General features: G+C 67.9%; 12 protein-coding genes and 1 pseudogene. 3 read left to right on the top strand and 10 right to left on the bottom strand.

What is annotated here, in order from left to right; genetic code table 11:
* From V7702_RS14820 to V7702_RS14805, 4 genes and pseudogenes are all read right to left on the bottom strand, one after another.
* A pseudogene (locus tag V7702_RS14820) lies at positions 1-834 on the bottom strand (F0F1 ATP synthase subunit alpha); the annotation flags it as partial.
* A gap of 4 nt (positions 835-838) precedes the next feature.
* Positions 839-1393, bottom strand: coding sequence for a F0F1 ATP synthase subunit delta (locus tag V7702_RS14815; RefSeq protein WP_335650863.1), 555 nt, complete (start codon positions 1391-1393; stop codon positions 839-841).
* 190 nt (positions 1394-1583) lie between these two features.
* Entirely contained in the window at positions 1584-1919 is a 336-nt protein-coding gene (locus V7702_RS14810; RefSeq protein WP_335650862.1) for a hotdog domain-containing protein, read from the bottom strand.
* Between the two features lie 101 nt (positions 1920-2020).
* Positions 2021-2359, bottom strand: a complete 339-nt coding sequence (locus V7702_RS14805) for a CC_3452 family protein (RefSeq protein WP_335650861.1) — start codon at positions 2357-2359, stop codon at positions 2021-2023.
* Positions 2360-2707: 348 nt separating this feature from the next.
* Between V7702_RS14805 and V7702_RS14800 the strand changes: the two genes are divergently transcribed.
* Positions 2708-4687: a transglycosylase domain-containing protein gene (locus V7702_RS14800; RefSeq protein ID WP_335650860.1), complete on the top strand. Its 1980-nt coding sequence runs from the start codon at positions 2708-2710 to the stop codon at positions 4685-4687.
* On the opposite strand, the gene V7702_RS14795 is transcribed toward V7702_RS14800, so the two are convergent.
* From V7702_RS14795 to V7702_RS14785, 3 genes are all read right to left on the bottom strand, one after another.
* On the bottom strand, positions 4684-5430 hold the full coding sequence (locus V7702_RS14795; protein WP_335650859.1) for a M48 family metallopeptidase: 747 nt from the start codon (positions 5428-5430) through the stop codon (positions 4684-4686). The two genes, V7702_RS14800 and V7702_RS14795, sit on opposite strands and share 4 nt — an antisense overlap.
* Positions 5431-5441: 11 nt before the next feature.
* Entirely contained in the window at positions 5442-6713 is a 1272-nt protein-coding gene (locus tag V7702_RS14790) for a polyhydroxyalkanoate depolymerase (protein ID WP_335650858.1), read from the bottom strand.
* A gap of 108 nt (positions 6714-6821) precedes the next feature.
* The gene (locus tag V7702_RS14785) at positions 6822-7433 is read right to left on the bottom strand and encodes an SCO family protein (RefSeq protein WP_335650857.1); all 612 of its coding nucleotides are present in this window, start codon (positions 7431-7433) and stop codon (positions 6822-6824) included.
* A gap of 76 nt (positions 7434-7509) precedes the next feature.
* Here V7702_RS14785 and V7702_RS14780 point away from each other — a divergent pair, with 76 nt between their 5' ends.
* On the top strand, positions 7510-8892 hold the full coding sequence (locus V7702_RS14780; protein WP_335650856.1) for an ActS/PrrB/RegB family redox-sensitive histidine kinase: 1383 nt from the start codon (positions 7510-7512) through the stop codon (positions 8890-8892).
* 92 nt (positions 8893-8984) lie between these two features.
* Entirely contained in the window at positions 8985-9542 is a 558-nt protein-coding gene (locus V7702_RS14775) for an ActR/PrrA/RegA family redox response regulator transcription factor (protein ID WP_335650855.1), read from the top strand.
* Between the two features lie 4 nt (positions 9543-9546).
* Here V7702_RS14775 and mmcB read toward each other — a convergent pair whose 3' ends face one another.
* The 3 genes from mmcB to V7702_RS14760 all read right to left on the bottom strand — a co-directional run bounded on the left by mmcB (position 9547) and on the right by V7702_RS14760 (position 11822).
* On the bottom strand, positions 9547-9999 hold the full coding sequence (gene mmcB / locus V7702_RS14770) for a DNA repair putative endonuclease MmcB (protein ID WP_335650854.1): 453 nt from the start codon (positions 9997-9999) through the stop codon (positions 9547-9549).
* A gap of 45 nt (positions 10000-10044) precedes the next feature.
* Positions 10045-10599, bottom strand: a complete 555-nt coding sequence (locus V7702_RS14765) for a lipocalin family protein (RefSeq protein ID WP_335650853.1) — start codon at positions 10597-10599, stop codon at positions 10045-10047.
* A 92-nt stretch (positions 10600-10691) separates the two neighbouring features.
* Positions 10692-11822, bottom strand: a complete 1131-nt coding sequence (locus V7702_RS14760; protein WP_335650852.1) for a ferritin-like domain-containing protein — start codon at positions 11820-11822, stop codon at positions 10692-10694.
* Positions 11823-12056: the final 234 nt, after the last annotated feature.

Raw genomic sequence — 12056 nt, 5'->3', positions numbered from 1 at the left:
GGCCACGGCCTGCTTGGACAGGTCGTCATAGATGATGACGGCGTGCATGCCGTTGTCGCGGAACCATTCGCCCATGGCGCAGCCGGCGAAGGGGGCCAGGAACTGCAGCGGGGCGGGCTCCGACGCGGTGGCGGCGACGACGATGGTGTAGTCGAGGGCGCCGCGCTCTTCGAGGGTCTTGACGATCTGGGCGACGGTCGAGCGCTTCTGGCCGATGGCCACATAGATGCAATAGAGCTTCTGGCTCTCGTCGCCCGAGGCGTTGACGGCCTTCTGGTTCAGGATGGCGTCGACGGCCACGGCGGTCTTGCCGGTCTGACGGTCGCCAATGATCAGCTCGCGCTGACCGCGCCCGACCGGGATCAGGGCGTCGATGGCCTTCAGGCCGGTCTGCACGGGCTCATGCACCGACTTGCGCGGAATGATGCCCGGCGCCTTGACGTCGGCGCGGCGACGCTCCGTGGCCACGATGGGGCCCTTGCCGTCGATGGGCTCGCCCAGCGGGTTCACGACGCGGCCCAGCAGGCCCTTGCCCACCGGCACGTCCACGATCTCGCCCAGGCGGCGGACTTCATCGCCCTCGCCGATGGCGCGGTCGTCGCCGAAGATCACGACGCCGACATTGTCGCGCTCCAGGTTCAGGGCCATGCCCTTCACGCCGGCCTTGGGGAACTCGACCATTTCGCCCGCCTGGACGTTGTCGAGGCCGAAGACCCGGGCGATGCCGTCACCGACGGACAGGACCTGGCCGACGTCGGAAACGTCGGCCTCTTCGCCGAAATTGGCGATCTGCGACTTGAGAATGGCCGAAATCTCGGCGGCGCGGATATCCATGGTCTTACGCTCTCTTGAGGGCGAATTTCAGCGAGTCGAGCTTCGTACCCAGCGAAGCGTCGAACAGACGGGAGCCGACCCGAACCTTGATGCCGCCAAGGATCGACGGATCAACGTGGGTCTCAATTTCAGGGTCCTTGCCCAGGGCCTGGCGCAGGGCGGCGGAGACGCCCCGGGCCTGGTCCGCAGACAGGGGAAGCGCGGTGGTCACGTGGGCCGAAACCACACCGCGACGTTCGGCCGAAAGAGCCTGGAACGCGGTGATCACCGAAGGAATGGCCGAGGCCCGGCCATTGGCCGAGATGAGGCCGAGGAACTTGCGGGTGGTCGGATCAAAACCCGCCTTGGCGGCCACGGCCGCCAGGCCCTTGCTCTTGTCCTGGGCGCCGAAGCCCGGCGAGGCCAGCAGGACGCGCAGGTCGCGGCTGTCGGCCAGCATCGCCTTCAGCGACTTGAGGTCGGCCTCGACCGCCGCAATCTTGTTCTCGTCGTTCGCGAGATCGAACAGGGCCTGGGCATATCTGCCGCCCACATTCGAAGTCCTGGAATCGTCCGCCACTATGTGTCCGCCCGGTGCGTGTCAAAAGCCGCGACAGAAGAATTTCGGTCACAGCTAAAGGCTTGAAAGCGCTCGAAAAAGCACGTCGTCGAAAGAGGAGGTTCGCCCCCCGACCCTAAGCCGCGCGCCTGATAGCACGCGATTTTAGGCGCCGCAACCAAACCGGCGCCTGTGAAATCGGCCATTTCGCCTAAGCCGGGGCGGACAGATCGAGCTTGCGGAACACTGCAGAGCCGGTGGCGGCCAGGGCGCCGTCGCCCTTCAGCACCCGCCCGTGGACGAAGACCAGGGTCCGCGTCGCGCGCTCGACCCAGCTCTCGATGGTGATGGTTTCGCCCGCGATGAGGGGCGCGCCGTAGTCGAGGGTGAGGGAGACCGGGGCTGCGGCCTCGCCGATGGCGCCGGCCATGGCCGGCTCGAGAAGGGCGGCGGCCGGCGCCGGGCCGTCGGGCGCCTGGCTCGTGCGGATCAGAGGCGCGGCGGCGGTGGATGGCGCTGCGCTGGAGGTCGGGGAGGATGCGTTCATGGCCGCGCCCCTTTAAGGCGCAACGCACAAAAGAAAAAGGGCGCCGGAGATCCGGCGCCCCAGTTTGACAGGCTCGACAACGTGCGGCTGGGAGGCCGATGCTAGCGGTTGGCGACCTGCGTCTTGGGCAGAGCCGCTTCGTTGCAGGCGCTGAGGCGGTCGGCGTCGAAGGACTTGCGGCTGTCTGTGAAAGCCGCGATGGGCCCGAACTTGCCAGCCAGATCCTTGCAGGTGGCGGTAATGTAGGTGCGCGAGTTGGTCGTGTTGGCGACGCACTCGGCGCCTTCGCACCAGAAAACGGCGCCGCCGGCCACCAGCTTGGTGCGCTCGGCCACAGGCTGTTCGAGCTTGGCGGTGACCATCTGCTGGGCGGCGGCCTGGCCGGCGATAGCCAGCGTCAGGAAGGCCGCGGCGGCGGCCGCGGTGTTACGGATCATCATGGGTCGCACTCCGGCGTTGGGGAGGAAGCGGCGCGAAGCGGCGGCGCCGGCTGGCCCGAAAACCCCTTGCGACTATCCCCATCGCCGGGCGCCCTCGAACTAAGCAACGCTAAGATAACGGCGTTAAGATTGGGCGCAACCGCCATTTGCGTTGGACGCCTATGCAGGTTTGAAGATGCGGGGCTCTGACGTGGCGCCATCGGCGGGGACGCCGACGCCGCGGAATCGCCCTGTTCACCCCCCATCAACCCTGTCGCGCGTTTCGTGGGGTTCGGATAAAGGATCGCGCCAAGCTTAGGCGCCGAGACGCGCACTCTCTATAGAACGACAGAACCGCTAGGACGACGGATGGCCAATTCGCAACCGCCAGGATCGCCCCGCTCGGGCCGCAGCGGCCGCGCCCGGCGCACGCCGCTGCAGGCCTTCTTCTATTGGACCGCCGTGATCGGGGTCTGGGGGCTCATCTTCGTGGCGGCCTTCTTCGCCGTCTTCGCCGTCGACCTGCCCGACACCTCCAAGCTCTATGATGTGGAGCGCCAGCCCTCGATCTCATATCTGGACCGGTCCGGCGCCCTGATCGCGGTGCGCGGCTCGCAATACGCCCCGCCCGTGGACCTCGACACCCTGCCCGAGCATGTGCCGAAAGCCTTCATCGCCATCGAGGACCGCTGGTTCTACTGGCACCCGGGCTTCAACCCCTGGGGCATTATCCGCTCGCAGTACTATAATATGACCAGTGACGGCGGCCCCCTGCGCGGCGGCTCGACCATCACCCAGCAGCTGGCCCGCAACCTCTTCCTGACCCCGGCCCAGACCTATCGCCGCAAGGCTCAGGAGCTGATCCTGGCCGTCTGGCTGGAGCTGAAATTCTCCAAGAAGGAAATCCTCGAGCTCTATCTGAACCGGGTCTATTTCGGCGGCGGCGCCTATGGGATCGAGGCCGCCTCGCAGCGCTACTTCAACAAGCCCGCGCCTGAACTGACCATCGGCGAGTCGGCCCTGCTGGCCGGCATGATGAAGGGGCCGTCGCGCTACAGCCCCGTCTCGGCCACCGACCGGGCGGCCCGCCGCGCCACCGTGGTGCTGGACGAAATGGTCCGCCTGGGCGCCATCACCCCGGAGGAACGCGCCGAGGCCTTCGACAACCCGGTGCGGGTCAACCCCACCCTGGCCAATCAGCGGGCGCAGTATTTCGTCGACTGGATCGACGACGAGGTTCGCGCCCTGGTGGGCGAGCCCACCGACGATCTGGTGGTCGAAACCACCCTGGACCTGCCCATCCAGACCGCCGCCGAGCAGGCCCTGCGCCGCGGGGTCGCCGCCGGCGCCGACCAGGGCATCGGCCAGGGCGCCCTGGTGGCCCTCGACGGCGAAGGCCGCGTGCGGGCCTATGTGGGCGGCGCAGACTACCAGGAGAGCCAGTTCGACCGGGCGACCATGGCCAGGCGCCAGGCCGGTTCGGCCTTCAAGCCCTTTGTCTATCTGACGGCCATGGAGCAGGGCCGCACCCCCAATGTCCGGGTCGTCGACGAGCCCCTGCGCATCGGCGACTGGGAGCCGCGCAACTATAGCGGCGACTTCCGCGGGGAAATGACCCTGGAGCAGGCCCTGGCCCAATCCACCAACACCGTCGCCGCCCGCCTGGCCAGCGAGGTCGGCACCGGCAATGTGGCCGCCACGGCGCGGCGCCTGGGGATCACCGGCAATATTCAGCTCGACCCCTCCATGGCGCTCGGCGCCGTCGAGGTCAGCCCGCTGCAGATGGCCCAGGCCTACGCCCCCTTCGCCAATGGCGGCTTCAAGGCCAGGGGTTACGGGATCGAGCGCATCCGCACGTCGGACGGCCGGGTTCTCTATGACCACAATGTGGACCGGCCCCAGCGCCAGTCGGTGATCGGTTCGCCGGCCCTGCAATACATGAACCAAATGATGCGCGGCGTGGTGGCCAGGGGCACCGGAACGGCCGCCCAGGTTCCCGACTACGATCTGGCCGGCAAGACCGGCACCACCAACGACTACCGGGACGCCTGGTTCGTCGGCTATACGGGCGGCTTCGTGGCCGCCGTCTGGGTCGGCAAGGACGACAATTCGCCCATGCGCCGCGTCTCCGGCGGGGGCGCGCCGGCCCGGATCTGGAAGGACTTCATGACCGCGGCCCTGCCCAGGCTGAACGCTCAGCAGATCCCGGGCGGGACGATCGATCCCCCGCCCCTGACGCCGGCCGCCGATCCTATCGGCGATCTCCTGGATGGCGTGGGCGGCATGATCGGCAGCGATCCGGCGCCTCAGCCCGCCGCGCCAACCAATCCGGAGCCGATCCCCTACTAAGCGCCCGTCGCGCCGACGGCGTGCAGGCGCGCGCCGTGAAGCCGGAGCCACTGGCGGTGGGGGGCGGGATCGCCCACCAGCGCCTGAACCAGCGCCCAGAAGCGCGGGCCGTGGTTCAGCTCGCGCAGGTGGGCGCACTCATGGGCGACCACATAGTCGGACACTTCCGGCGGAGCGAGCGCCAGGCGCCAGGAATAGCGGACCACCGCCGGCTGGACGCCCACGGCCGGCTTGCACGAGCCCCAGCGCGAGCGGGCGTCGGTCAGGGCCACCTTGGGCAGTGCGGCCCCCAGGGCCTTGGCGTGGATCGCCGTCAGGGATGTAAGCTCGTCGAGAGCGTGACGCTTCACCACCCGCTGCACCGCCCGGGCATAGGGCTCGCCCGCCCCTGGCGCGAGAATCTGGCCAGGCCCATCGTCGTCGGCCTCGATCAGCCTCGGCCGCCCGGCGGTCACACCCAGCACGATATCCGCGCCGAACAGGCTCAGCCGGGCGCCAGGCGCAAGCGGCTGGGGGGCAGGCAGCTCGGCGAGGCGCGCCAGGATCCAGTCGATGCGATCGCGGGCGAAGGCCGCGGCCTCCCCCAGCCGTCGCAGGCTGGGCGCCGTGGCCACCACCTCACGCCGGCTGCGGTCCAGGCGCAGAGATACGCGGCGCGCCCGCGCATGGACTTTCAGGCGAATGACGGCGCCGGCGATCTCGATCCGGTCGCCGTCGGCGAAGCTGCGGCCAAAGGGACTCATCTCCCCTTGATTTAGGCAGGCTTGGCCGACTTGTCGAAGCGGCTTTGATGATCGGCGATGAAGTCCCGCACCCGGGGATAGATTTCCTCGCGGAAGCGACGGCCATTGAAGACGCCGTAGTGGCCCACATGGGGCTGCACATAGTCGATCTTCAGCTCGGCCGGCAGGTTGGCGCACAGGTCATGGGCCGCCTGGGTCTGGCCGATGCCGGAGATGTCGTCGTTCTCGCCCTCGACGGTCAGCAGGCCGATGTCCTTGATCTGCCCAGGGTCCACAAGCCGGCCCTGGTGAACCAGTTCACCCTTGGGCAGCAGGTAGCGCTGGAAGACGTAGTCCACTGTCTGAAGATAGAATTCCTCGGTCAGGTCGAGGACCGACAGATACTCATCATAGAATTCCAGGTGCTTGTCAGCGGAGTCGCCATCGTCGCGCATCAGATCCTCAAGGTAGCGCAGGTGCGCCTCCTGGTGACGCTCGATGTTCATCGACATGAAGGAATAGAGCTGGACGAAGCCCGGATAGACCCGGCGGCCCATGCCCGGATAGGGCGGCGGGACCGTGTAGACCATGTTCGAGGCGAACCAGGCGAAGGGGCGTTCCTCGGCCAGCTTGTTGGTCACGGTCGGCGAGAACCGCGCATCGATGGGCGAGCCCATGAAGGTCATGGAGGCCGGCCGCGACGCCTCGTCATCCTGGGCCATCAGGCTGGCGGCGGCCAGCACCGGCGGGCCAGGCTGGCAGACGGCCACCACATGGGGCCGCGGACCCAGGAAGCGCAGCATGTCGCGGATGTGGTCGATATAGTCGTGGAAGTCGAAGCGGCCTTCCATCACCGGCACCGACCGGGCGTTCTCCCACTCGGTGATGTAGACCTCGTGGTCCTGCAGGAAGGCCTGGACCGTGCCTCGCAGCAGGGTCGCATAGTGCCCCGACAGCGGAGCCACGATCAGCACCGGCGGCTCCAGCTTGGTGCGGCCGGCCCGGCGCATGTCGGTCATGTCGCGGCTGAAATGGGTGAGCTTCACCCAGGGCGAGCTCCACACCGTCTGGGTCCGCACCGCGACGCGCTCGCCCTCGATGGTGACGGAATCGATGCCCCATTCGGGACGCCGATAGCGACGGGTGAGGTTCGAAAACAGGTCCGCCGTCGCATAGAGCCGACGGCCAAGCTCGGTGTCCTTGGCCGGATTGAGCGGAGAGCTCCAGAAGTCACGGGTCGCCAGGGCGGCCAGGCGCAACGGCGTCGCGCCGTAATAGCCGGTCTCGTGCAGGGTGTAGAGCATGGGCTAACGTCCTTGTGCGCCGCAACATAACACGCCCCGCCTTAACGGAGTCCAGCCTTGGCCGTTCCTAGAGAGCGGCCGCGGCGCGACGCGACGTCGCGGCGGCGGCTAGCCTTCCTGCATCGCGGTGCGGATCAGGCGGGCCATCTCGTCCGGCGCTATGCCAAAGGCCAGGACGCGGTTGAAGCGGCCCTGGGGGTCCATCAGATAGGCGGCCGTGGAATGGTCCATCGTGTAGTCCGGCCCCTCGCCGGACTTGCGATAATAGACGTAGTAGGCCTTGGCCACCTGGGCGACCTGCTCGGGCGTGCCGGTCAGGCCGATCACATTGTCCGGGAAGGCGTCGAGGGACAGATAGGTCTTCAGCTGCTCGGGCGTGTCCCGTTCGGGATCGACCGAAATGAACACCGTCTGCAGGTCGTCGCCCCGGGGGCCGAGCTGCTGCTTGGCCACATCGATCGCCTGCAGGGTCGAGGGACAGATGTCGGGGCAGTAGGTGAAGCCGAAGAAGACGATGTTCCACTGGCCCTCCAGCACGCTCTCATCCACCGGCCGGCCGTCCTGATCGACCAGCTGGAAGGGGCCGCCCACATTCCCCTGCGCCGTCTGGGCGCCGTCGCCCGCGCCTGCGCCGCCGCCCATCTTCCAGAACAGCCCGGCGCCCGCGGCAAGGCCAAGGACCGCCACCAGGGCGATGAGGATCAGAGAACGTTTCGACATGGCCAGACCTCGCGCAGGGCGTGCAATTTCGTTTGGGGCTCGCCAGGATCGCCAATCTCGGTGATCCTCAGGCGCAATGGCCCTGAAGAATGATGGATCGGCAGGCCGGAAGGACCCGCTGGGTCTCGATAGGCAAAGCACCGCCCTGCTGCAAGGCGAGCTCGCCTGGGACGAGGCGGTCCTCAAGCAGGGCCGGCTGCGGATTCGCACCGTCGTCACCCTGCGCTGGGTATTGGTGGCCAGCGAGGCCGCCGTGCTCACGGTCAGCGCCGCCCTGCTGAACCTGCCCGCCCCCTACGCCATCTGCTTTGGGCTGGTGGGCCTGGCCGCCTGGGTCAATCTTCTGGTGGGCATCGCCACGCCAGGCCAGCGGCTGCTGAACCCGGCCGAGGCCACCCTGCAGCTCGGTTTCGACATCATCCGCATCGCCGCCCTGGTCTTCCTTACCGGCGGCATCCTCAATCCCTTCGTCGTCCTGATGATTCCGCCCCTGGCCCTGGCGGCGGCCACCCAGTCCCTGGCGCCGACCCTGGCCCTGGGCGTCCTCGCCATGGGGTCCGGCGCGGTGTTGAGTTTCTTCGCCCTGCCCCTCCCCGGCGCCGAAACCCCTGTGGCCGCCTGGCCCCTGGGCTGGCGGCTGGGGGCCATGACCGCCCTTCTGCTGGGGCTGGCGGTGACGGCGGCCTATGTGCGCGAAGCCGCCCAGGAGACTGCGCGGCGCGCCCTGGCTCTGGACATCACCCAGGCGGTGCTGGCCCGCGAGCGGCGCATGACGGCCCTGGGCGGGTTGGCGGCGGCGGCGGCCCATGAGCTTGGCACCCCCCTGGCCACCATCGCCATCGTCGCCAAGGAAATGGCCCGGGAGGCGACCACGCCCCAGATCCGCGAGGACGCCGACCTGCTGATGGCCCAGGCCCAGCGCTGTCGCGAAATCCTCGCGCGGCTGACCGAAGCTCCCGACGCCTCGGACCAGGTTCACGAACGCATGAGCCTGCTGCAGCTCTTGCAGGAGGTGATCGAGCCCCATCGTGACGTGAAGGGGGTGCGGCTTGAGGCCATCGTCACCGGCGCGCCAGGCGTGCGCAAGCCGGGCCTCGCCCGTATGCCCGAGGTGATCCACGCCATCAGTTCCTTCGTGGAGAACGCCGTGGACTTCGCCGCCTCGGAGGTGCTGGTCACCGCACGCTTCGACGCTGACGCCGTCGCCCTGGAGGTCCGCGACGACGGCGCGGGCTTCGCCCCGGAGATTCTGGCCCGCCTCGGCGAGCCCTATGTGACGAGCCGTCCGGGGGCGGAGGGCTCTCGCACCGGCCATATCGGCATGGGCCTGGGCTTTTTCATCTCCAAGACACTCCTGGAGCGCACCGGCGCAGTGGTGAGTTTCCAGAACGGCCGCCCCCGGGGGGCGGTGGTCACGGTTCGCTGGCCGCGGGCTCGGATAGAGCTTGACCATGCTTGACCCAGAAGCCGTTGGGACTTGCAGTTCGGCGCCAGTGCACCCCAGTATCGATACACGCACGGAGGGAGGCCCGCACGCGCGGGTGGCGGTTCATGAGCGACTTGAGCACCCAGATCGAGGTCTTGCCAGACAAGAGCCTACTGCTTCTGGATGACGACACGGCCCTCCGCACCCGGCTCGGCCGCGCCCTGGAAGGCCGTGGCTTTGAGCCGGTGCTGGCCGCCAGCGTCACCGAGGCCCTAGCGGCTGTGAAGGTCTATCCCCCAGCCTTCGCCGTCCTGGACATGCGCCTCGAGGACGGCACCGGCCTGAAGGTGGTGGAGGCCGTGCGCGAGGCCCGCCCCGACGCCAAGATCATCATGCTGACCGGCTATGGCAACATCGCCACCGCCGTGGCCGCGGTGAAGGCCGGCGCCGTGGACTATCTCTCCAAGCCCGCCGACGCTGATGACGTGGCCCGCGCCCTGCTGGCCCTGCCCGGCGACGTGGCCGCCCCGCCGGAAAACCCCATGAGCGCCGACCGGGTGCGCTGGGAGCACATCCAGCGGGTCTATGAGCTGTGCGGGCACAATGTCTCGGAAACCGCCCGGCGGCTGAACATGCACCGGCGCACCCTGCAGCGGATCCTGGCCAAGCGCGCCCCGCGCTGAGGGGTTAGAGGCTCAGGGCCGCGCCGGCGCGCAGGGCCGCCAGCCGGCCGAAGGCCACGGTCAGCGCCTTGCGCCGGGCGCCGGCCAGGCTCGCCACAGGCGCCTCGCGCAGCACCGCCCCGCCAAAGGCGTCGGCGACGATCAGGCCCGGATCGTCCGGCAGGACCTCCTTGGGAAATTCCGGGGCCACGGCGAAGGCGAAGGCGTCGCAATAGGGCTCATATTCCCGCCACTTCAGGTCTGTGCGGAAATCCTCCAGGCTCGACTTCACCTCGACGATGAACAGGTCGCCGCGGCGCCCCAAGGCCATCAGGTCGGCTCGGCGTCCATTGGGCAGGCAGACCTCGGCCAGCGGCGCATAGCCCAGCGCCGCCAGCAGCCGCGCCGCGCCGCGCGTCACCGCCTGGGTGATCTCAGGCCGCGAGACCGGCGTGCAGGTGGTCAGAACCAGATCCATGCGGCCATCTTGTTCCGCCTTCGTTCCAGAAACAAGAGGCCTGCGCTACCGGGCCTGTTGCGGGAATTCCAGGGTGGCGGGGTCGTAGCCCAGCTGCTTGATGCGGGCGATGGCCTGGTTGCGGACCGTGGCGCTCAGCTGGGGGGCCTTGGAGAGCAGCCAGACATAGTTGCCGCCCGGCGTGCCCATGATCAGCCAGCCCTGGTCTGAGCGGTGGTCGAGGATCCAGTATTCCTGCTTCATCACCCCGCCGAAGAAGCTGAGCTTGAACTTGGCGTTCTTCTCCGGATCGACCGGGGTGGCGCTGGCCTTCCATTCCTTCTTCGGGCCGTCCGGCGCGCCGCGGCGGCAGGTCTGGACCACCGAATAGCCTGAGCCCGAACGGGTCCAGTCGGCGGTGGCGGCCTCGCAGGCCTTCTGCATGGCGTTGGGGGTGCGGGCGACCTCATACCAGCGGCCGGTCATGCTGGTCAGTTCGACCCGGCTGGCGGGCTCGGGCGCCTTGGCGGCGGCGGGCGCGGCCAGGCTCAGAACCGCCGCGGCCAGGGCGGCGGCGGGGGCGAAACGGCTGGCGGTGCGGCGGAGGGAACGGGTCTGCATGGCGCAGACCCTAAGAAAACAATGCGCCCGGAACAAGGACGCCCGCCGGACCAGCCGGCGGGCGTCCAAAACTTGGCCTTGAAAGGGGCGGCCTATTCGGCGGCGATGGTCACCGGCTTCAGGGCGCGTTCCTTGAAGTTGATGGCCTGGAGATAGACGATGCCTTCCTCGGCGATGTCGTCGCCGACCATGCGGTCGCCCTCGGACTTCAGCTCATCCATGTCCACATACATGCCGTAGAAGGCCTTGGTGCGGTCGGTGATGATGCCGGCGTTCAGCAGGGTCTTGATCAACACCCGGAAGATGTTGGTCGATTCCTTCATGTCCTCGCGGCGGGCCTCGTCGGTGGCCAGCAGCTGGATCTCCTCCAGCACCTTGTCGGGGTCGAGGCCGAACTCCTCATAGAGGTCGCGCTGCTCGCTGGGGGAAACCAGGTTGAACAGCAGCACCTGGAAGCAGTGGGCCGCCCAGTCCTCGATGATCTCGTGTTCCTGCGCCGTCAGCTTGGGGATGGTCCGGTCGGCCCAGATCTTCCCGAACTTGTGGTGGAAGGCCTCGTCGGTCATCACCAGCTGCATGAGCTTGCGGCCCAGGGGGTCGTTGAGCTTCTGGTAGAAGGTGGCGAAGGCGCCCATGGCCAGGCCTTCCACCAGCATCTGCATGCCGATGATCTTCTTATAGACCTCCGGCGAACCGATGATGTCGACCAGCAGGTCCTGCAGGACCTTGGAGCATTCCACCGGCCGGCCCCAGCGGGCCTTGATGTATTTGGCGAAGGCCGTGACGTGGCGGGCCTCTTCGCGGGTCTGGTTGGCGGCGTATTCCTGGGCGCCCTGGTCCAGCAGCACGTGGCAGAGGCTGGCCGACAGGTTCAATGCGCCCTGTTCGCCGTGCAGGATCGAGGAGAAGGATCGCAGCAGCGACTTGTTGATGAACTGGGCGCGCAGGCTCGGGGTGTTCAGATGATCGCTGACATACTTGGTCTGCAGGGCGACGTTCAGCTCCTCGGGCACCAGGGGCTGGTTGTCCATGTCCCAGGGCTCGTCGAAGTCGATGTACTTCTTGTCCAGCGGGTCCCAGAAGTGGTCGTGGGTGGCGGAGATGATCTTGTCGAAGGCCGTGGACCTGCCGTTGTAGCGGTCCAGGTCGAGCATGGACTCGAAGTCGTCCGGCGCCACGGCGTCGTAGATCAGGTCCTTGGTGATGTTGCCGTCAGCGGCCATTCGTTCCTCCTGGGGTTTGGGAAAGCTTGGGCGCCCTTGCTCCGATCTACGCTCGGCGGACGTCTCTCTGGCTTTGGAACCAGCCTGACTCCTCAGACCGGCGTTCGTCAAAGGAATACGTGACGCCGGCGTCAATTTTGCGGCGCCGGCCACGAAAAAACGCCCGCCGGAGGTCCGACGGGCGTTTCGAGGTCCTAGAGGACGCCTCGGCCTATTCGGCGGCGATGGTCACCG

This window comes from Phenylobacterium sp., assembly GCF_036963605.1.
GTDB lineage: Bacteria > Pseudomonadota > Alphaproteobacteria > Caulobacterales > Caulobacteraceae > Phenylobacterium.
This window is presented reverse-complemented; position numbering and strand designations above follow the sequence as displayed.

What these genes read in the sequence shown, in the direction of transcription:
- V7702_RS14765 (WP_335650853.1), bottom strand. Translation starts at nt 10,599, where the DNA reads ATGCAGACCCGTTCCCTCCGCCGCACCGCCAGCCGTTTCGCCCCCGCC.
- V7702_RS14790 (WP_335650858.1), bottom strand. Translation starts at nt 6,713, where the DNA reads ATGCTCTACACCCTGCACGAGACCGGCTATTACGGCGCGACGCCGTTG.
- V7702_RS14805 (WP_335650861.1), bottom strand. Translation starts at nt 2,359, where the DNA reads ATGATGATCCGTAACACCGCGGCCGCCGCCGCGGCCTTCCTGACGCTG.
- V7702_RS14760 (WP_335650852.1), bottom strand. Translation starts at nt 11,822, where the DNA reads ATGGCCGCTGACGGCAACATCACCAAGGACCTGATCTACGACGCCGTG.
- V7702_RS14810 (WP_335650862.1), bottom strand. Translation starts at nt 1,919, where the DNA reads ATGAACGCATCCTCCCCGACCTCCAGCGCAGCGCCATCCACCGCCGCC.
- V7702_RS14785 (WP_335650857.1), bottom strand. Translation starts at nt 7,433, where the DNA reads ATGTCGAAACGTTCTCTGATCCTCATCGCCCTGGTGGCGGTCCTTGGC.
- V7702_RS14775 (WP_335650855.1), top strand. Translation starts at nt 8,985, where the DNA reads ATGAGCGACTTGAGCACCCAGATCGAGGTCTTGCCAGACAAGAGCCTA.
- V7702_RS14800 (WP_335650860.1), top strand. Translation starts at nt 2,708, where the DNA reads ATGGCCAATTCGCAACCGCCAGGATCGCCCCGCTCGGGCCGCAGCGGC.
- V7702_RS14780 (WP_335650856.1), top strand. Translation starts at nt 7,510, where the DNA reads ATGGCCCTGAAGAATGATGGATCGGCAGGCCGGAAGGACCCGCTGGGT.
- V7702_RS14795 (WP_335650859.1), bottom strand. Translation starts at nt 5,430, where the DNA reads ATGAGTCCCTTTGGCCGCAGCTTCGCCGACGGCGACCGGATCGAGATC.
- mmcB (WP_335650854.1), bottom strand. Translation starts at nt 9,999, where the DNA reads ATGGATCTGGTTCTGACCACCTGCACGCCGGTCTCGCGGCCTGAGATC.